We start from the raw sequence: 17,443 nt of genomic DNA on the forward strand, positions 1-17,443 counted from the left end.
ATGACACAGCCCGACTACAGCCTGGAAGCCGCCGCCCTTGCCCAAGGGCACCTGAGAATTGCCGGAGTGGATGAGGTTGGCCGCGGGCCGCTGGCCGGGCCGGTGACGGCTGCGGCTGTGGTTCTGGATGCCGCTGCGATCCCGGAAGGTCTGAACGACTCCAAGAAACTGAGCCTTAAGAAGCGCGAGGCGCTGGAAGGCAAAATCCTGTCCTCCGCGCAGACGGCCATTGCCCATGCGACGGTCGAAGAGATTGATTCCCTGAACATTTTGCGCGCCTCCCACCTGGCGATGGAGCGGGCGGTGGCGGCGCTGGATCCGGCGCCGGATTACCTGCTGATCGACGGCAACCTGATCCCCAAGGGGCTGGTCCTGCCCTGCGAGGCGGTCGTCAAAGGCGACGCCAAATCGCTGTCGATTGCGGCTGCGTCGATCATCGCCAAACTGGCACGCGACCGGATCATGGTGGATTTGGCGCAACAGTTCCCCGGTTACGGCTGGGAGAAAAACGCAGGCTATCCCTCGAAACAGCACCGGGACGCGCTAGTTCAGTTGGGAGTGACCCCACATCATAGGCGCTCCTTTAAGCCGGTACACAATATCTTGTATCAAGAGTGAACCGTAGGGCGTTGTTATAATAAACAAATTGACCTCGAATCCGCGATGACTCATCCTGTGGACAACCAAATGAGCGCAAAAATGCGCCGCGGTTATGAGGCAGAGCAATGAATAAAACCATGACAAAGGGCGCGGCAGCGCTCCCTTTAAACACGATTATTGGCGGGGACTGCGTCGAGGCGATGAACAGTCTGCCGGCCAATTCGGTCGATCTGATCTTCGCGGATCCGCCGTATAACCTGCAGCTGAAAGGCCAGCTGCACCGTCCCGACAACTCCAAAGTTGATGCCGTGGACGATCACTGGGACCAGTTTTCCAGTTTTCAAGCATATGACCAGTTCACCCGCGAGTGGCTGAAGGCGGCACGCCGGGTGCTGAAGCCGAACGGCTCGATCTGGGTAATCGGCTCCTACCACAACATCTTCCGGGTCGGCGCGGTGCTGCAGGACGAAGGCTATTGGGTGCTGAATGACGTCATCTGGCGCAAGTCGAACCCGATGCCGAACTTCCGCGGCAAGCGGTTCACCAACGCGCATGAAACGATGATCTGGGCATCGAAGTCCGAGGGCGCGAAATACACCTTCAACTACGAGGCGCTGAAGGCGCTGAACGAAGGCATCCAGATGCGCAGCGACTGGGTGCTGCCGATCTGCACCGGCCATGAGCGGATCAAGGACGAAAACGGCGACAAGGCGCACCCGACGCAGAAACCGGAATCGCTGCTGCACCGGATTCTGGTGGGCGCGACCAACCCGGGCGACGTTGTGCTGGACCCGTTCTTTGGCACCGGCACCACCGGCGCGGTGGCCAAGATGCTGGGCCGCGAGTTCATCGGCATCGAGCGCGAGGAAGCCTACCGCAAGGTGGCGGAGAAACGCATCAAGGCAGTGCGCAAATTCGACCGCGAGGCGCTGGAGGTTTCCGCCAGCAAGCGCGCGGCGCCGCGGGTGCCGTTCGGCCAGCTGGTTGAGCGCGGTATGCTGCGCCCGGGCGAGGAGCTGTACTCGATGAACCGCCGCCACAAGGCCAAGGTGCGCGCAGACGGCACGCTGATCGGCGACAACATCAAGGGCTCGATCCATCAGGTGGGCGCGCATCTGGAAAACGCGCCCTCGTGCAACGGCTGGACCTACTGGTGCTTCAAGCGCGATGGCAAAACAGTGCCGATCGACGTGCTGCGCCAGCAGATCCGGGCCGAGATGCAGAACTGACGGCCACGGTTTCAGAACACAACAGTCTATTGCAGGCGCCTGTGCTGAATGCGCAGCCGCACACCTTGCCCCGCCTGCCCAAGGCGGGGTTTTTTGCGCCTGTGCGGCCCGATGCGCTATTCCCTGTGCATCGCAGGGCATTTATCTGAAGTGCCGGCGCTGCAGCAGCCAGCGCGCAGGAGGGAAAGCCAATGACCGATACCGCCTTTGCGTCCGGATCCAGCGCAGTTCAGGCGGCGGAGCGCGGCAGCTTGCAGCAGGCCGCATCCGCCGAAAGCAAGTTCGCAGAGGCGGCACTGGATGCGCACAAGCGGCGCGGCCTGCAGCTGGCGGTGCGGGCCCGCTGGATCGCGATGCCGGTTATCGGCGTGTTCCTGATTTTCATCAATCCGGCTTGGGAGATGCTGTACTATCAGGGGATTTTGCTGCTGTTGTGCCTGAACGGCTGGTTCATCAGCCGCGCCGGACGGGTCGGGAGGTCACGGGTGGAGCTGGCCCTGATCTTTGCCGATCTGCTGATTATGACCGTCGGCATGGTGGTGCCGAACCCGTTTGCCAGCCAGGAATTTCCCGTGGCCATGCAGTACCGGTTCGACAACTTTCAGTATTTCTTTGTTATTCTGGCGGCCGGCACGATGGCCTATTCCTGGCGCACGGTGATTGCGATGGGCGTCTGGACAGCAGCGATGTGGCTGGGCGCGCTGGCGCTGGCGTGGTGGTTTTCCAGCCCGCTTCCCGGTCTGAGCGAAGCTGCCCGCGCAGCTTTCCCCTGGGATCCGCATCTGCTGGCGTTTTTCGACCCCAATGATTTTGTCGTGCGGCTGCGGGTGCAGGAGGCCGTGGTCTTTGTGCTGGTGGCGGTGACGCTGGGTTTCTCGGTGCGCCGGTTCAACGGGCTGCTGCGGCGCAATGCCAGCCTGACGCGGGAGCGGGCGAACCTGTCGCGCTACTTTTCGCCAAATGTGGTCGAGCAGCTGTCGCAGAACGACGAGCCGCTGAAACAGGTGCGCAGCGAAAATGTCGCGGTGCTGTTCATCGACATCGTCGGCTTTACCCGGCTGTCAGCGGAGATGGATCCGCGGGTGGTGATTGATCTTTTGCGCGAATTCCACGGGCGCATGGAGCGCGAGGTGTTCCGCCATCACGGCACGCTGGACAAGTATCTGGGTGACGGGCTGATGGCGACCTTCGGCACGCCGGTGTCGGGTGTGCGGGATGCCAGCAACGCGCTGGCCTGCGCCCATGCCATGCGGGACTCGCTGGCGAAATGGAACCGGGAGCGCGCGAAACAGGGCAAGCCGGAGATCCGCGCCGGAATCGGCATCCATTATGGCGAGGCGCTGCTGGGCGACATTGGTGCCAACCGGCTGGAATATGCAGTGATCGGCATGACGGTTAATGTTGCCGCCCGGCTGGAGAACCTGACGCGCAAGTTGCAAGCCAGGATCGTAGTCAGTGAAACGCTGGCGGAGCAGGTCAAGGCGGAGCGGGCAGAGCCGGAGCTGCTGGATGGCGCCACCCGCCACCCCGGGCAGGAGGTCCGCGGGCTGGATCAGCCGATGACCGTCCTGGCCTGGGGCTGAGCCTTAGCGCGGCAGCGGGTTCTGCGCCTTGTTATAGGCGTGCCAGTCGGTGATCTCGGGATAGTACCGCTGCCGCCAGCGCCGCACGCGGGGGTTCATCACCCGGCGCCACAAGGGCGGAATCATCGCCGCGATGGTCATCACCGGGTAGCCATAGGGCAGCTGCGGCGCGTCAGCCTCGGTATAATTTTGCAGCAGCGGAAAGCGCCGGTTCGGCTTGTAGTGATGGTCTGAGTGGCGCTGCAGGTTGATCAGCAGCCAGTTCGACGCCTTGTGCGCCGCATTCCAGGAATGCCGCGGCTGGACGGGCTCATACTTGCCATCGCCCAGATGCTTACGGGTCAGCCCGTAATGCTCGACGTAGTTGACCACCTCCAGCTGCCAGATGGCGGTGCCGGCCTGCACCAGGAACAACAGCACGCCGGTTACCCCGCCCAGCAGCAGCGCCAGAAGCAGCATGGCCGCCTGCAGCGCCCAGTAGCGGAAGAACGGGTTGGAACGGTCGGTCCAGGGGCGGTTTTTCTTCGCCAGCTTTTCCTTCTCGGCGCGGAAGGCGGAATGCCAGCACTGCCGCAGCACCCGTGGATAGAAGCGGTGGAAACCCTCGTTGTAGCGCGCGGTGACCGGATCGCGCGGGGTGCCGACATAGCGGTGATGCACCAGCAGATGCTCAGACCGGAAATGCGAGTACAGCACCATCGCCAGAAGGATATCCCCCAGCCAGCGTTCCACCCGGCTGGACTGGTGCATCAGCTCGTGGCTGTAGTTGATGCCGACGGCGCCGGTCACCACGCCAACACCAAAGAAGGCGGCGAATTTCTCAAAGCCGTTCAGGTGATCCGCGCCGCTGACGTACCAGATCAGGCCGAACAGCGTGAGGAATTGCAGCGGCACCCAGGCCGCGGTCAGCGCCTTGTACCATTTCAAGTCGCTGTCCGGCGTCTGCGGATCGGCGTTTTCCAGATTTAGGCCGAACATCCCGTCCAGCACCGCAAACAGATGCCAGGTCACCAGCGGCGGCAGCAGCAGCGCCCAGCCCCCCTGCAGCGCGGCAATCCAGACCAGCGGCAGCAGCAGAAAGGACATCCAGAACGGCAGGGCGCTTTGCCAGCGGGCAAGGGTTTCGGGGGCAATCATGCCGGTGTCTCCCAATCAGTCAGCGCGCGTTTGCGCCGACCCTAGGCCCAAAGACCTGAAAACCCAAGAGCCGGGCAGCCTGACCTAACGCCCCTTGTAAAGGTCGAAGGCCTTGCGCATCACCGTGGGCAGGCTGGCAGGGCGGAAGTCGTGGCGGGGGAACAGCTCCTGATCCGCGGCGGGGTTGAACCCTTCGGGCAGTTCAGCGGTCATCACCTGCAGGATCAGGTGGAAGTGGGTGAAGGTGTGGCGCACCTCGCCGCCCAGGTCCTGCCAGTCCGCCGCAAAGGGGGGATTGGGGGCAGGGGCCTCATTCCACTCCGACCCCGGCCAGCCCAGCATGCCGCCCAGCAGCCCCTTGTCCGGGCGCCGTTCCAGCAGCCAGGTGCCCTGCGCGGTCTTGGCCAGGTAGACGATGCCGTACCGGGTGGGTTTCGGCTTCTTCGGTGTTTTCTTGGGCAACTCAGGGGCCGTGCCGGCCACCCGCGCCGCGCAAGGGTCCCGCCAGGGGCAGATGCCGCAGGCCGGGTTGCGGGGGGTGCAGATGGTGGCCCCCAGATCCATCACCGCCTGGGCATAGTCGCCGGGCCGCTGGTCCGGGGTCAGCTCTGCCGCGCGCTCTTTCAGCACGGGCTTCGCGTCAGGCAGGGGTTCGTGAATATCATGCAGCCGGGACATCACCCGCTCGACATTGCCGTCCAGCACGGTTTCCGGCCGGTCAAAGGCGATCGAGGCGATGGCAGCGGCGGTATAGGGGCCGATACCGGGCAGCTTGAGCAGCCCCTCATAACTGTCCGGAAAGACCCCCTCCCGCTCAGCGGCCACCGTGCGGGCGCATTTCAGCAGGTTGCGGGCGCGGGCGTAATAGCCAAGGCCCGCCCACTCGCTCATCACGTCGGCGTCCTCTGCCGCGGCCAGATCCAGCACCGTCGGCCAGCGGCTGGTGAAGCGCAGGAAATACTCCCGCACCGCGGCCACGGTGGTTTGCTGCAGCATCACCTCGCTCAGCCAGACCTTGTAAGGATCAGGACGGATTCCGGTGGCGCGCTCTGCCGGGCTGACGCGCCAGGGCATTTCGCGCGCGTGGATATCGTACCAGGCCAGCAGCTCTCCGCTCATTTCCCCGGCATTGCTGTTCAAGTCACGCATTCGTTATTCCCTGGCTTTCGGTTAGGCTGGCACCTGTACTCGGGCTCTTTACAATAGGGTACGCAGTCGAGCAAAAGCTAGATCATGGCATTCAGGCGCAGCACAACACGCGGGTTCGCACGAACCTCCAAGCTCCTCAACGAGCAGATCCGCAAGGCGGGAGAAAGCCGGGGATTCGCGGTGTCCCGGCTGCTGACCCATTGGGAAGAGATCGCAGGCCCGGATATTGCCGCCATGGCGCGGCCTGTGAATGTCGGTTATGGCCGCGGTTCCTTTGGCGCCACGCTGACGGTTCTGACGACCGGGGCCAACGCGCCGATGCTGGAGATGCAGAAGGAACGCCTGCGCGAGCGGGTGAATGCGGTTTACGGCTTCAACGCCATCTCGAAAGTGCGGATCACGCAAACGGCACCGACGGGATTTTCCGACGGCCGCGTGGAATTCAAATATGCCCCCAAGGTGCAAGCGCCGCTGCAGCCGGACCCGCAGGACGCTGCGGAGGCCAGCAAGGCAGCCGAAGGGGTGGAAAACGAAGAGTTGCGCGCCGCCCTGGAACGCCTGGGGCGCAATGTGCTGACAAAACAGAAAACGCAAGGAAAGGGGTTCAAATGACCCGTCTCATGTCTGGTGTGTTTGCCGCAGTTGCGGTGGTTGCGGGCGGTTATGCCCTTTCCGGGTTCAACGGCCAGAGCAAGCTGCCGGAAAATCCGCTGGTCGGCGCTGCCTTTGCGCAAGAGGCCGAAGTGGACACCTCGACCATCACCGAGATGACCCTGGGAGCTGAGGACGCGCCGGTGACGCTGATCGAATACGCGTCCTACACCTGCCCGCACTGCGCCAATTTCCACAACACGGTCTTCAAGCAGCTGAAGGAAGACTACATCGACACCGGCAAGGTGAAGTTCGTCTACCGCGAGGTCTACTTTGACCGTTACGGGCTGTGGGCGTCGATGATCGCGCGCTGCAACGGGGCGGAGAAGTTCTTTGGCATTTCCGATCTGATCTACAAGGGCCAATCTGAGTGGGCGCGCGCCGGCGGTGCCTCTGAAATCGTTGATGAGCTGCGCAAGATCGGCCGTCTGGCGGGTCTGGAGAACGAGCAGTTGGAAGCCTGCCTGCAGGACGGCGAAAAGGCGCAGACCCTGGTGACCTGGTATCAGGAGAACGCGACCGAGCACGGCATCGAGTCGACTCCGTCCTTCATCCTGAACGGCGAGAAGATCTCGAACCAGTCGTATGAAGAGTTCAAAAAGCTGCTGGACGCAGAGCTGGAAAGCTAAAGCGCTCCGCTGCAAAGATGGAAAGCCCGGGCCGTGTGCCCGGGCTTTTTTCTTTAGCGGCCACAGCGAATCCCGGTGCGGCTCAGGGCGCGGGCGCAGCTTTCCGCAACAGGTCTTTCAGCGCGTCAACCCCGGCAACCCGCAGCCTTACAGGCAGGGTGATCACCTTGCGGCGGAAGCTGTCGGGCAGGCGGACGGCATCCTTTTCCGTTGTGACCAGCTGAGCATTCCGCAGCTTGGCTTCATTCTCCAGCCGGTTCAGCAGTGCCGGGGTCAGCGGCTGGTGATCATCCAGCGCCTCGGCCCGGGCAATGTCCGCCCCGAGGCTGCGCAGGGTGTCGAAGAATTTCTGCGGGTGGCCGATGCCGGCAAAGGCCAGAACGCGGGTGCCGTTCCAGGGCATACCCGTTTGCAGAGGCTCCAGCGCGCCGGTGAAATGCGGCAGGCCCTGCAGCTGGCTGCCCCAGGCGGCGGCGAATGCCTGCTGGGCCGCCTCAGGCCCGATCGACAGAACAGCATCCGCGCGTTTCAGCCCGTCGGCCACCGGCTCCCGCAACGGACCGGCCGGCAGGCAGCGGCCGTTGCCGAACCCATGCTGCGCATCCACTATGATCAGCGACAGATCCTTGGCCACCGAAGGATTCTGAAAGCCGTCGTCCAGGATGATGACCGTCGCTCCCGCTGCGGCAGCGGCACGGGCGCCAGCGGCGCGGTCCTTGGCAACCCAGACTTCGCCAAAGGCGGCCAGCAGCAGCGGCTCATCGCCCGTCTGCGCAGCCTCATGCTTGCCGGGAAGCACCTGCACCGGCCCCTCCAACGTGCCGCCGTAGCCGCGGGTCACCACATGCGGCTCATGCCCCTGGCTGCGCAGGGTTTCCAGCAGCCAGATCACCGTGGGCGTCTTGCCGGTGCCGCCGGCGTTCAAGTTGCCGGCGCAGATAACCGGCACGCCGGGTGCGGCTGGGCTGCCCTTGGCGATTCTTGACGCGGTGGCGCGCGCATAGGCCCATCCAAGCGGCGCCAGCATGGCGGCCCGCACATCGAATTCGCCCGGCGGCTTATGCCAGAAATCAGGTGCCCGCATCGGAATCCTCGCGCTGGTCCAGCAGGTCCTGAACCTTTTCCAGAAGTGTGTCGGTCGTGGCCGCGCTTTCGGTCACGCTTTGCCAGCCGGCCAGCGCCATCTCTGCCGCCTTGTCCGGCGCCGACATCGCGACCACGGCATCGGTCATTTCCTCCTGCGTCCGCACAGGCCGGGCAGCGCCGGCCTTGGCCAAGCGCTCGTACAGGTCGCGGTGGGCGTGGATGCCGGGGCCGTGCAGCAGGGCCGAGCCCAAGGCAGCAGCATCCAGTGGCGACTGGCCCTGGGCCGCGGGGTCCAGGCTGCTGGCGATCAGCGCAACCGGAGACAGCCGGTACCAGAGGCCCAGATCCTCGCCGCCGGTCAGCAGCACCTGCGTGAAATCCTCCGGCTCGCCGCCGGTCTCCCAGTCGGCGAAGGACAGCCCGCTGTCCTGCAGCAGGCCGCGGGCGGCGTCCAAGTCCGCGTGATCATCCAGCGCGATCACCAGCAACAGCCGGTGCAGCAGCCGCAAGGCGCCCCGGTGGGCGTCCAGGATGCCGGCCAGCTCGCTCAGCTTGACATGGGCGGCCAGCCAGACCGGGCGGCTGCCCAGGGTCTGCTGCATCGCGGCCAGTTCATCATCGTTGCAGCCGGGCGGAATAGCGGAAACCCGCAGCTTGCCGGCCAGCTCTACCCGCTCCGCCGGAAAGCCGGTCCGGACCAGCCGCGCCTGCACCGCCTTGGACGGGGTCAGGATGCAGGACAGGCCCTCCAGCAGCCGCCGCCGCTGGTCCGGCAGCCAGCGGCTGGCCCGGTTCGGAACCTCATCCTCGAGCAGGTCGGCCAGCAGAACCCCGGTGCCCTGCTCGCGCAGCTGCCGCAGCATCACCCGGCGGGCGGGGGGGCCGGTCCAGATGCAGGCGTCAGGCTGCCAGTGGCTCAGAAAGTCCCGCGCCTCCGCCGGGGTGTCTTCAGCCAGCGGGCCGACGGGAACATCGCAGCCGACGGTGCCGGTCAGCCGAAGGTCCGGCTCCCAGCTTGCCAGGACCGACAGGTCCGGGCGCAGGTTCTTGAGACGGCGGCCGATATCGCACAGCGCCAGGTAGCGCTCAGGCGTGGTTGCGTGCACCCACAGCAGCTCGCCGTTGGGACGGGGCTGCAGCACGGATTGGCGGCTGGGAGCTGTGGTTCGCCGTTGCATCTGGTTCGATCTGAAATTTCCGGCCCAAGGTATCGGCAACATGCGGGTTTGTCTGTGAAAAACTTGTCGGTGCTGCGGCCGCGGCTTAAGGCCGCGCGCTGTCAATGTCCAGTGATGCCGGGGCTGTCCGGATCCAGCGCGCTCAGCAGGGTCCGGTGCAAGGCGCGGCCGCCGGCCACCACGCCGTTCAGGCGCGGGGCCGGGTTGTTGAAGCGCAAGGGGGTGCCGGTCCTGTCGGTGATGGTGCCGCCGGCCTCGCGCAGCAGCAGGTCGCCCGCGGCGATGTCCCATTCCCAGCTGGGCCGCAGCGTCAGCATCGCGCCGAACCGGCCGTCCGCCACCTTGGCCAGCCGGTAGGCCAGCGAGGGGCGGTAGCTGCGGATGAACGCGGGCGCGGTGCCGCCCAGCCAGTGGTGCGCTTGCAGATTGGGCTTGGCGGCCAGCACTTCCGTTGCGGCCAGATCAACGGCGGCGGACACCTGGATCGGGGCGCCGTTGCAGGCGGCGCCCTGGCCCTCGGCTGCGGTGTACATCAGCTCCCGCTGCGGCAGGTAGATCACCGCCGCGGTCACAACGCCTTTTTCCGCAACCGCAATCGAATGCGCCCAGGTGCGGGAGCCTTGGGCAAAGCTGCGGGTGCCGTCGATCGGGTCGATGATGAACACCCGGTCCCGTGTCAGCCGCGCGGCGGTGTCCTCTGTCTCCTCCGACAGCCAGCCGTAACCGGGGCGCGCGTTTTGCAGCATGTCTTCCAGCATGGCGTTCACGGCCAGGTCTGCTTCGGTCACCGGGCCTGCGCCGCCGGGCTTGTCCCAGCTTCTGGCCTCGGGACCTGTGAAGCGGCATGCGATGTCTCCGGCCAGTTCCGCCGCTTTTACAAGCAGGGGAAGGTCAGTTGCCGGCAAGTGTCATCCCCTCGACCAGCAGCGACGGCACCACGGTGGACAGGTATTTGCGCGCGTCATTGGCCGGAACAATCCGGCGCAGCATGTCGTGCAAGTTGCCCGCGATGGTGCATTCGTTCACCGGATAAGCGATCTCGCCGTTTTCCACCCAGTAGCCTGAGGCGCCGCGGGAATAGTCGCCAGTGTTGGGGTTGATGGTGGATCCGATCAACGAGGTGACCAGCAGGCCGGTGCCCATCTGTGCGATCAGATCCTCGCGGCTGGCCCCGCCCTGGGTCAGCGCGATGTTCCAGGTCGAGGGCGAGGGCACCCCGCCGATGCCGCGGGCGGCGTTGCCGGTGCTTTCCAGCCCCAGCTTGCGGGCGGAGGCAAGGTCCAGCGTCCAGCCGGTCAGCACGCCGTTGTCCACCACGGTGCGGCGGCGGGTCGGCAGCCCCTCGCCGTCAAACGGGCGGGAACCGGAAATGCGCGGGCGGTGCGGGTCCTCGATGACCGAAAGCGTTTCGGGCAGCACCTGCTGGCCCAGCGAATCCTTGAGCCAGGAGGAGCCGCGGGCAACGGCCGCGCCGTTTGCGGCCGACATCAGATGCCCGATCAGGGAGGAGGAGATGCGTTCGTCAAACAGAACCGGAAAGCTGCCGGTCTTGGGCTTGCGCGCGCCGAGCCGGGCAACGGCCCGTTCGCCGGCGGTTTTGCCAATGTCCTGAGCGCTGCGCAGATCCGCCTGGAAGGTGCGCGAGTCGCCATCGTGGTCGCGCTCCATGCCAGTGCCGGTGCCCGCAATCCCGGTGCAGGACAGCGACCGGCCAGTGCGCTGGTAGCCGCCGGAGAATCCGTTGGTGGCCGCCAGATGCACCGCATGGCGGCCATAGCCCGCCGCGGCGGATTGCACTTGGGTGATGCCGTCAATGTCATGGCAGGCAGCCTCTGCGGCCAGGGCATCTGCCTGCAGGGCGGCGGGTTCCGGCTCGCCGCTGGGGTCTTCAAGCTCCAGCGCGCCCAGGTCCCAGTCCTGCGCCAGCTGCGACGGGTCGGCGAGGCCGGCATAGGGGTCTTCCGGTGCTTCCCTGGCCATCGCCACGGCCCGTTCGGCCATGGCAGCGATGGTTTCCGGTCGCATATCCGACGACGATACCAGCGCTTGCCGCTTGCCCACAAACACCCGCAGGCCCAGGTCGGTGCCCTCAGAGCGCTCCGCATGCTCCAGCTTGCCCTCGCGCACTTCGATGCTGAGAGAGCTGCCCTCGGCAGCCATGGCATCAGCGGCATCCGCGCCGGCCTTGCGGGCGGCGTCAATCAGGGCGTGGCAAAGCGCTTCGGGGGACTGGGTCATGGGCACCTTCTGTTCTGCTCTGTAAAAGAGCTATCCAGTGAGGCGGCCTGCCGCAAGTGCGGGCTGTAAAAAAGGGGGCTGCGCATGGCAGCCCCCTTGCAGATCCCGTCAGGTATTTGACGGTTATTTAATGCGCTGGCCGTTGGCGTGAATCTGGCCGTCTTCGGAGATTTCGATCTTCGAGGTCAGCGTGTCCTCACCCTCGCCCGGCACTGCCAGCATACCCATCATCATCCGTGCACCCATGGCATCGCCCTCGGTCATCAGGCCCATCTGGATCAGCTTGTCGATCAGGGTATTGGCACCGGTCAGCTTGAGGTTGGCCTCGCCCGAGGGGGCGGGCATGCCGTCAAAGCTGGTCAGGTCCTCGTTGTCGAAGGTGAAGTCGCCGGTGCCGGTCAGCTCAGCGCCTGCGGCAGAGACCTGCAGCTGCTTGACGGTCAGCGCGTTCAGTTCGCCGGGCTGTGCCTCGCCTGCTTCGACAGATTCCATCGCTTCCGGGTCAAACATGTCAAACAGCACCTTGCCCTTGCCGGCCAGGTCCAGAACGACGGTGGCCGGGTCATGCGGCAGCTGGCCGGTCGGATCGACCATGCCCCACAGCATCTCCGGAACCGCAAAGTCGCGCAGGGTGACGCCCAGGGCGAAATCCTGCTCTTCCTCGGATTGGGCAAGCGGCATCATCAGCTTGAACCCGGCTTCCGCCATGCTGAGCGCCAGCGGGAAAGGGATCTCTGAACCGGTGATGTTCACATTGGTGCCGCTTTGCGACAGGTCATAGGTCAGGTGCTGGTTGTCCATCGCAACCGCGACCGAGCCGCCCTCGGAGCTGCTTTCCATGGCAAAGGTTTCGCTGCCGTCCTGGCCGGAAATCGAGCCGTTGCCGCCGGTAAAGGTGAAGGTGCCGTCAAAGGCAAAACCGGCCTCCAGCAGCGCCGCCATGTCGGGGGCGTCGAGACCGGCCGGAACGGTGCTGGTGCCCTTGAAGCTGAGCCCCTCCAGCGCGCCCTTGAAAGACCCGTTGCCGTTGCTTTCCGGGTCGTTGAAACCCATGTCGTAGCTGAGGCTGGAGGCGGACAGCGACTGTTTGTAGGTGCGCACATCCGCGATCGTCATGTCGGTCGTGGTGGTCACATCGTTCAGGGTGACCAGGACATTCGCCACGCCGTCCGGCACGGCCTCGCCATCGGCGGCCAGCTCAGCCAGCGTCATGGTGACCTTGGAGGAGCGGTAATCATAGCTCATGTTTTCGGTGTCGCCGGCCACCGTCATCGGCGCGCCGTCGTGGGTATAGATCAGCTTGCCCGAGAATGTTTCGCCGTCGCCTGAGAACTCGAACCCTACCGGGAATTCCGCAGGCAGCAGCAGGTTCACGGTGCCGTCGCCGTTTTCCACGAACTGAATTTCCGGGAGGCTGACGGTGCCGGACCCGTCCTCTTCGGGGATCGGCATGACCATCGACACATCGGAGACGGTCAGGGTGCTGCCGGAAACGGATTCGGTGCCGGACACGGTATAGCCGGTGCTGGTCAGATAGGCTTTCCATTCGGCCCAGACATCCTGAGCGCTCAGATCGGCCAGGGCGCCCTGCGCTGAAACAACCAAAATTGCCGCTGCGGCACCGCCGCGCGCAAAAATTCGGGACATTAGAGAACCTTCCTCTGTGAGATAATTGAAATCATCGTCGGCCCGGCGGGCAGTGCCGTCAAGGGGGCCATGGGCTGGACCGTTCCCCGTAACCGCTTTACCACTTGGGTCAGCAGCCACTTGGAGGGACAGCGGATGGATTTCAATGGAAAAACAGTTGCAATTACCGGGGCCAGCCGCGGCATCGGCGCGGATGCAGCCCGGGTCTTTGCCGCTGCCGGGGCCAATCTGGTCCTGCTGGCAAGAAGCGGCGGGGCGCTGCAGGACCTGGCGGCGGAGATCGGCGGGAATGTGCTGACCTTCGCCTGCGATGTGGCTGACTATGCCGCGGTGGAGGCGGCGCTGGCTGAGGCGCACCGGAAATTCGGCAGCCTCGATGTCCTGATCAACAATGCCGGGGTGATTGAGCCGATTGCCAGGCTGGAGGCGGCGCAGCCCGAAGACTGGGGCAAGCTGATCGATATCAACGTCAAGGGCGTGTTCAACGGGATGCGGGCAGCGCTGCCGCTGATGAAGCCCGCAGGCGGCGGCACCATCATAACCGTCAGCTCCGGCGCGGCGCACCGGCCGCTGGAAGGCTGGAGCGCCTATTGCACCTCCAAGGCGGGGGCGGCGATGCTGACCAGCGCGCTGGATCTGGAGGAGCGCGGCAACGGCATCCGCGCCATAGGCCTGTCACCGGGCACGGTGGCCACCCAGATGCAGCGCGAGATCAAGGCCAGCGGCATCAACCCGGTGAGCGAGCTGGAGTGGGAGGACCACATTCCCGCCGAATGGCCCGCCCGGACGCTGATGTGGATGTGCACAGCCGACGCGGACGATTATGTCGGCGAGGAAGTCTCCCTGCGCGAGGACAGCATCCGCCAGAGGGCCGGTTTGGTATGATCGGTCTGGACATAGCGGACAGCGGCCTGTGGACCATCACAATCAACCGCCCTGACAAGGCCAATTCGCTGACGGAAGCGATGCTGACAGAGCTGGCAGAGATTGCTAAACGCGCGCAGGAAGCGCGCGGGCTGATCCTGACCGGCACCGGCAAGGTCTTCAGCGCCGGTGCAGATCTGGACGAGGCGCGGGCCGGTCTGGCGACCTCTCCGGTGTGGGAGCGGCTGTCGAATGCGATGGCCGCTGTGCCCTGCCTGAAGGTGGCCGCCCTGAACGGAACCCTGGCAGGCGGCGCCAACGGCATGGTGCTGGCCTGTGATATCCGCATTGCCGTGCCGTCGGCCAAGGTCTTCTATCCGGTGATGAAGCTCGGCTACCTGCCGCAGCCCTCGGACGCGGGCCGGATGGCGGCGCTGATCGGGCCTGCCCGCACCAAAATGATCCTGGCGGCAGGACAGAAGATCACCGCGCAGGAGGCCTATGATTACGGTCTCGTCGACCGGATCGTGGAGCCGGAGGCACTGATGGCCACCGCGCATGAGCTGCTGGCGCATTCGCTGGAGGCCAGGCCGGAGACCGCCGCCGGGATCCTGAGGATGTGCCGGTGAAGCGGCTGTCCGGCGTTCAGCTGCAGGTGCAGGATCCCGAACGGCTGGCCCGGTTCTATTCGGATGTGCTGGGCATGACGGCGCGCCGCGAAAACGGCGGCTGGCGCGCAGGTTATGCAGGGGCGGACGCCGACCTGGTCCTGCAGCCGGGCGGCCGCCCGGTGCAGCATTCACGGGATGAGCGCTACTGGAAAATCGGCATCTGCCTGCCCGATCTGGACACCGCCTGCGAACAGTTGCGGCAGAAGGGGATAGAAGTTTCTGCCCCGCACCAGTTCCGCAACATCGGCTATATGGCGCATCTGCACGATCCCGAAGGCTTTGCCATCGAGCTGCTGCAGCATGACTTCCAGGGCAAACGGCCTGACGGGGCAGGCGATCCGGCGCTGCCGCTGGGCGGCGGGGCGCATCTGGGTCAAATCACCCTGCGCACCGGCGACATTGCCGCCGAACTGGCCATGCGCGCGGACATGACGCTGCTGTCGGTTCAGGACGTGGCTGAGTTCGGCTTTGACCTGCACTTCCTGGCCTATACGGACGAAACCCCGCCGGATCCGGATCTGCAGGCTGTAGGCAACCGGCCGTGGCTGTGGAAGCGGCCGTATACGACGCTGGAATTCCAGCATATTGCCGGGGCGGACCTGCGCGACAGCCCTGCCTTTCTGGGGCTCGAAATCACTTAACGCTTACGCCGCTTGCCAGGCACGCGGGAGCGGAAGCCCGGTGGGCGTTTCTGCACCCAGGCAATGAACTTGGCCAGCCGCGGGTGTGTTTTCAGCGCTTCGGGGGTGCTGTATTCGCGGGCCAGCTCCGCCTCGGTCAGCGCCGCATGGATTTCGCGGTGGCAGATATCATGCAGCAGCACGGTCGGCCCGCCCTTGCCTCCTTTCAGTTTTGGGATCAGATGGTGCAGGCTTTGCGGGACACCGTCTGGGATGGGACGGCCGCAAAGCGGGCAGACCGGATCGGACATGTGCGGGCCTCTTGCGGTTTCGTGCGATGAATAGACACGCTGGCGGCAGGCGCTGGCAAGGGGATGGCATGACGGAAACGTGGGACGCAGTGGTGGTCGGTGCCGGGCCTGCGGGGCTGATGGCGGCAGAGGAGCTGGGCCGCGCCGGGCACCGGGTGCTGGTGATCGAGGCCAAGCCGTCGGTGGCGCGCAAGTTTCTGATGGCGGGCAAATCCGGCCTGAACCTGACCAAGGACGAACCTTATGAACAGCTGATCACGCAGTATGGCGGCGCGGCGGGCTGGCTGGGCCCGATGATCCGCGCCTTTGATGCGCAGGCCGTGCAGGACTGGGCGCAGGGCCTCGGGAGCGCGTTGTTCACCGGATCGACGGGCCGGGTGTTTCCCACGGTGATGAAGGCCTCGCCGCTGCTGCGTGCCTGGCTGACGCGGCTTGACGGGTACGGCGCTCAGATCCGCACCCGCTGGCGCTGGACTGGATGGGACGGTCCGGCGCTGGCCTTTGAGACGCCGCAGGGCCCGCAACGGATCGAGGCCGGGGCCGTGATTCTGGCGCTGGGCGGCGCCAGCTGGGCACGGCTGGGCTCGGACGGGGCCTGGGTGCCGTATCTGCGTGAAGAGAGCGTGAAAATCGCGCCGTTCCAGCCAGCCAATACGGGGCTTCTGGTCGAGTGGTCCGCGCATATGAAGCCTCAGTTCGGCCAGCCGCTGAAGGGTATCGCGCTGCGCGCCGGCAGTCTGGTCTCGCGCGGCGAAGCGGTCATTTCAGAACGCGGCTTGGAGGGCGGCGGCGTTTATTCCGTCTGCGCAGCGGTCCGGGAGGGCGCGGTTTTGCACATGGATCTGCTGCCGGACCTGGACGCGGCGGAGATTGCCCGCCGTCTGTCCCGCCCGCGCGGCAAGGCGAGTTTTTCCAACCATCTGCGAAAGGTGCTGAAGCTGGGGCCTGCGCGAACGGCGGTGTTGCAGGAGTTCGGGCGTCCGCTGCCGCAGGAGGCGCAGGCCCTGGCGCAGCTGATCAAGGCGCTGCCGGTAAGGCACGCAGGCCTGCGCCCGATGGATGAGGCGATCTCCGCCGCAGGCGGCGTTTGCCGTGATGCACTGGATGACACCCTGATGCTGAAACAACTCCCCGGAACATTCTGTGCCGGGGAGATGCTTGATTGGGAGGCGCCGACGGGCGGCTATCTTCTGACCGGATGCCTCGCGACCGGGCGCTGGGCAGGGCGGGCTGCAGCGGATTATTTGGCCAGCGCTGCAACCCGCTGAAACGCCTCGCGCTCCCGCATCCGCTTGCCGTAGTCCTGCAGTTTCTCCCCCTCGACAGGGAACTTGGCGCTGCGGGCCCAATTCAGGCAGTGGGTGCAGATGATGTCGGCTATGGTGAAGTCCTCCCCCATCAGGAAGGGACCGGCCATATTGCTTTCGAGCCGCGCCAGATTGTGGCCGAATTCCCATTTCAGGCTGCCTTTCACCTCCGGCACCCGCTGCTCTTCGGGCAGGATAAAGCTGTGGCGGGCCGCAGCCCACAAGACGGCGTCGATTTCGTCCAGCAGCAGATGAGTCATCGCGTCCTGCTTGGCGCGGGCCACGGTTCCGGCGGGTGCGGTCAGCGCACCGTGTTTGTCAGCCAGATAGGTGATGATGGCGGTCGAATCGGTGATGACCTCACCCTCCGCCTGCAGCACCGGCACCTTGCCCGAAACATTCAGCGCCTGAACTTCCGGGCTGCGGGGGCCGTGCTGGCTTAGCTCGTAAGGTTGGCCAAGCTCTTCAAGGGCCCAAAGCACCCGGAAGGTTCGGGTGAGCGGGGTGCCGGTGACGGTATACATCGTCTTTCTCCTGTTCTTG

The 17,443-nt window shown here is 65.2% G+C and carries 18 protein-coding genes; 9 read left to right on the forward strand and 9 right to left on the reverse strand.

Annotated features, from left to right (window positions below):
• The 3 genes from CAER_RS0114415 (at position 1) to CAER_RS0114425 (ending at position 3,412) form a co-directional block, all read left to right on the forward strand.
• Positions 1-618, forward strand: coding sequence for a ribonuclease HII (locus CAER_RS0114415; protein ID WP_027236022.1), 618 nt, complete (start codon positions 1-3; stop codon positions 616-618).
• Between the two features lie 107 nt (positions 619-725).
• On the forward strand, positions 726-1,829 hold the full coding sequence (locus tag CAER_RS0114420) for a site-specific DNA-methyltransferase (protein ID WP_027236023.1): 1,104 nt from the start codon (positions 726-728) through the stop codon (positions 1,827-1,829).
• A gap of 191 nt (positions 1,830-2,020) precedes the next feature.
• A complete protein-coding gene (locus CAER_RS0114425; protein ID WP_027236024.1) occupies positions 2,021-3,412 on the forward strand; it encodes an adenylate/guanylate cyclase domain-containing protein in 1,392 nt (463 codons plus the stop codon).
• A 3-nt stretch (positions 3,413-3,415) separates the two neighbouring features.
• On the opposite strand, the gene CAER_RS0114430 is transcribed toward CAER_RS0114425, so the two are convergent.
• Positions 3,416-4,549 carry an alkane 1-monooxygenase gene (locus CAER_RS0114430; protein ID WP_027236025.1) on the reverse strand — a complete coding sequence of 378 codons (1,134 nt, stop codon included), beginning with the start codon at positions 4,547-4,549 and terminating at the stop codon, positions 3,416-3,418.
• 84 nt (positions 4,550-4,633) lie between these two features.
• A complete protein-coding gene (mutY, locus tag CAER_RS0114435; protein ID WP_027236026.1) occupies positions 4,634-5,698 on the reverse strand; it encodes an A/G-specific adenine glycosylase in 1,065 nt (354 codons plus the stop codon).
• Between the two features lie 84 nt (positions 5,699-5,782).
• On the opposite strand from mutY, the gene CAER_RS0114440 reads away from it, so the two are divergent.
• Together CAER_RS0114440 and CAER_RS0114445 are read left to right on the forward strand one after the other, a co-directional pair.
• The gene (locus CAER_RS0114440) at positions 5,783-6,310 is read left to right on the forward strand and encodes a DUF721 domain-containing protein (RefSeq protein WP_027236027.1); all 528 of its coding nucleotides are present in this window, start codon (positions 5,783-5,785) and stop codon (positions 6,308-6,310) included.
• Entirely contained in the window at positions 6,307-6,978 is a 672-nt protein-coding gene (locus CAER_RS0114445) for a DsbA family protein (protein ID WP_027236028.1), read from the forward strand. Before CAER_RS0114440 ends, CAER_RS0114445 begins: the two co-directional genes overlap by 4 nt.
• An 82-nt stretch (positions 6,979-7,060) precedes the next feature.
• Here the strand turns inward: CAER_RS0114445 and lpxK are convergent, their stop codons facing one another.
• From lpxK to CAER_RS0114470, 5 genes are all read right to left on the reverse strand, one after another.
• Positions 7,061-8,062, reverse strand: a complete 1,002-nt coding sequence (gene lpxK, locus CAER_RS0114450) for a tetraacyldisaccharide 4'-kinase (RefSeq protein WP_027236029.1) — start codon at positions 8,060-8,062, stop codon at positions 7,061-7,063.
• Positions 8,049-9,242, reverse strand: coding sequence for a 3-deoxy-D-manno-octulosonic acid transferase (locus tag CAER_RS0114455; RefSeq protein ID WP_027236030.1), 1,194 nt, complete (start codon positions 9,240-9,242; stop codon positions 8,049-8,051). Before CAER_RS0114455 ends, lpxK begins: the two co-directional genes overlap by 14 nt.
• Before the next feature lie 101 nt (positions 9,243-9,343).
• A complete protein-coding gene (locus CAER_RS0114460; RefSeq protein WP_027236031.1) occupies positions 9,344-10,147 on the reverse strand; it encodes an inositol monophosphatase family protein in 804 nt (267 codons plus the stop codon).
• The gene (locus CAER_RS0114465; protein ID WP_027236032.1) at positions 10,134-11,480 is read right to left on the reverse strand and encodes a TldD/PmbA family protein; all 1,347 of its coding nucleotides are present in this window, start codon (positions 11,478-11,480) and stop codon (positions 10,134-10,136) included. Before CAER_RS0114465 ends, CAER_RS0114460 begins: the two co-directional genes overlap by 14 nt.
• Positions 11,481-11,603: 123 nt before the next feature.
• On the reverse strand, positions 11,604-13,127 hold the full coding sequence (locus CAER_RS0114470; protein ID WP_027236033.1) for a DUF2125 domain-containing protein: 1,524 nt from the start codon (positions 13,125-13,127) through the stop codon (positions 11,604-11,606).
• Between the two features lie 135 nt (positions 13,128-13,262).
• Between CAER_RS0114470 and CAER_RS0114475 the strand changes: the two genes are divergently transcribed.
• Genes CAER_RS0114475 through CAER_RS0114485 form a run of 3 tightly spaced genes read left to right on the forward strand, consistent with a single transcriptional unit; the run spans position 13,263 to position 15,303 of the window.
• Complete coding sequence (locus CAER_RS0114475) at positions 13,263-14,012, forward strand: SDR family oxidoreductase (RefSeq protein ID WP_027236034.1); 750 nt, start codon at positions 13,263-13,265, stop codon at positions 14,010-14,012.
• Complete coding sequence (locus tag CAER_RS0114480) at positions 14,009-14,620, forward strand: enoyl-CoA hydratase/isomerase family protein (RefSeq protein ID WP_027236035.1); 612 nt, start codon at positions 14,009-14,011, stop codon at positions 14,618-14,620. The genes CAER_RS0114475 and CAER_RS0114480 overlap by 4 nt, the downstream gene beginning before the upstream one ends.
• Positions 14,617-15,303, forward strand: coding sequence for a VOC family protein (locus CAER_RS0114485; protein WP_245597368.1), 687 nt, complete (start codon positions 14,617-14,619; stop codon positions 15,301-15,303). The genes CAER_RS0114480 and CAER_RS0114485 overlap by 4 nt, the downstream gene beginning before the upstream one ends.
• Here CAER_RS0114485 and CAER_RS0114490 read toward each other — a convergent pair.
• Positions 15,300-15,593: an HNH endonuclease gene (locus tag CAER_RS0114490; protein ID WP_027236037.1), complete on the reverse strand. Its 294-nt coding sequence runs from the start codon at positions 15,591-15,593 to the stop codon at positions 15,300-15,302. The genes CAER_RS0114485 and CAER_RS0114490 overlap by 4 nt on opposite strands.
• A gap of 68 nt (positions 15,594-15,661) precedes the next feature.
• Between CAER_RS0114490 and CAER_RS0114495 the strand changes: the two genes are divergently transcribed.
• The gene (locus CAER_RS0114495; protein WP_027236038.1) at positions 15,662-16,861 is read left to right on the forward strand and encodes a TIGR03862 family flavoprotein; all 1,200 of its coding nucleotides are present in this window, start codon (positions 15,662-15,664) and stop codon (positions 16,859-16,861) included.
• Here CAER_RS0114495 and CAER_RS0114500 read toward each other — a convergent pair.
• Complete coding sequence (locus tag CAER_RS0114500; protein ID WP_027236039.1) at positions 16,834-17,424, reverse strand: glutathione S-transferase family protein; 591 nt, start codon at positions 17,422-17,424, stop codon at positions 16,834-16,836. The two genes, CAER_RS0114495 and CAER_RS0114500, sit on opposite strands and share 28 nt — an antisense overlap.
• Positions 17,425-17,443 lie beyond the last annotated feature (19 nt).

Origin of the sequence: Leisingera caerulea DSM 24564, assembly GCF_000473325.1 — a bacterium.
Taxonomy (GTDB): domain Bacteria; phylum Pseudomonadota; class Alphaproteobacteria; order Rhodobacterales; family Rhodobacteraceae; genus Leisingera; species Leisingera caerulea.

Excerpts from the sequence above, each read along its gene's own strand:
- CAER_RS0114445 (WP_027236028.1), top strand. The coding sequence starts at position 6,307 with ATGACCCGTCTCATGTCTGGTGTGTTTGCCGCAGTTGCGGTGGTTGCG.
- CAER_RS0114475 (WP_027236034.1), top strand. The coding sequence starts at position 13,263 with ATGGATTTCAATGGAAAAACAGTTGCAATTACCGGGGCCAGCCGCGGC.
- CAER_RS0114430 (WP_027236025.1), bottom strand. The coding sequence starts at position 4,549 with ATGATTGCCCCCGAAACCCTTGCCCGCTGGCAAAGCGCCCTGCCGTTC.
- CAER_RS0114415 (WP_027236022.1), top strand. The coding sequence starts at position 1 with ATGACACAGCCCGACTACAGCCTGGAAGCCGCCGCCCTTGCCCAAGGG.
- CAER_RS0114420 (WP_027236023.1), top strand. The coding sequence starts at position 726 with ATGAATAAAACCATGACAAAGGGCGCGGCAGCGCTCCCTTTAAACACG.
- CAER_RS0114480 (WP_027236035.1), top strand. The coding sequence starts at position 14,009 with ATGATCGGTCTGGACATAGCGGACAGCGGCCTGTGGACCATCACAATC.
- CAER_RS0114440 (WP_027236027.1), top strand. The coding sequence starts at position 5,783 with ATGGCATTCAGGCGCAGCACAACACGCGGGTTCGCACGAACCTCCAAG.
- CAER_RS0114500 (WP_027236039.1), bottom strand. The coding sequence starts at position 17,424 with ATGTATACCGTCACCGGCACCCCGCTCACCCGAACCTTCCGGGTGCTT.
- CAER_RS0114470 (WP_027236033.1), bottom strand. The coding sequence starts at position 13,127 with ATGTCCCGAATTTTTGCGCGCGGCGGTGCCGCAGCGGCAATTTTGGTT.
- CAER_RS0114425 (WP_027236024.1), top strand. The coding sequence starts at position 2,021 with ATGACCGATACCGCCTTTGCGTCCGGATCCAGCGCAGTTCAGGCGGCG.
- CAER_RS0114490 (WP_027236037.1), bottom strand. The coding sequence starts at position 15,593 with ATGTCCGATCCGGTCTGCCCGCTTTGCGGCCGTCCCATCCCAGACGGT.
- CAER_RS0114455 (WP_027236030.1), bottom strand. The coding sequence starts at position 9,242 with ATGCAACGGCGAACCACAGCTCCCAGCCGCCAATCCGTGCTGCAGCCC.
- lpxK (WP_027236029.1), bottom strand. The coding sequence starts at position 8,062 with ATGCGGGCACCTGATTTCTGGCATAAGCCGCCGGGCGAATTCGATGTG.
- CAER_RS0114495 (WP_027236038.1), top strand. The coding sequence starts at position 15,662 with ATGACGGAAACGTGGGACGCAGTGGTGGTCGGTGCCGGGCCTGCGGGG.
- mutY (WP_027236026.1), bottom strand. The coding sequence starts at position 5,698 with ATGCGTGACTTGAACAGCAATGCCGGGGAAATGAGCGGAGAGCTGCTG.
- CAER_RS0114465 (WP_027236032.1), bottom strand. The coding sequence starts at position 11,480 with ATGACCCAGTCCCCCGAAGCGCTTTGCCACGCCCTGATTGACGCCGCC.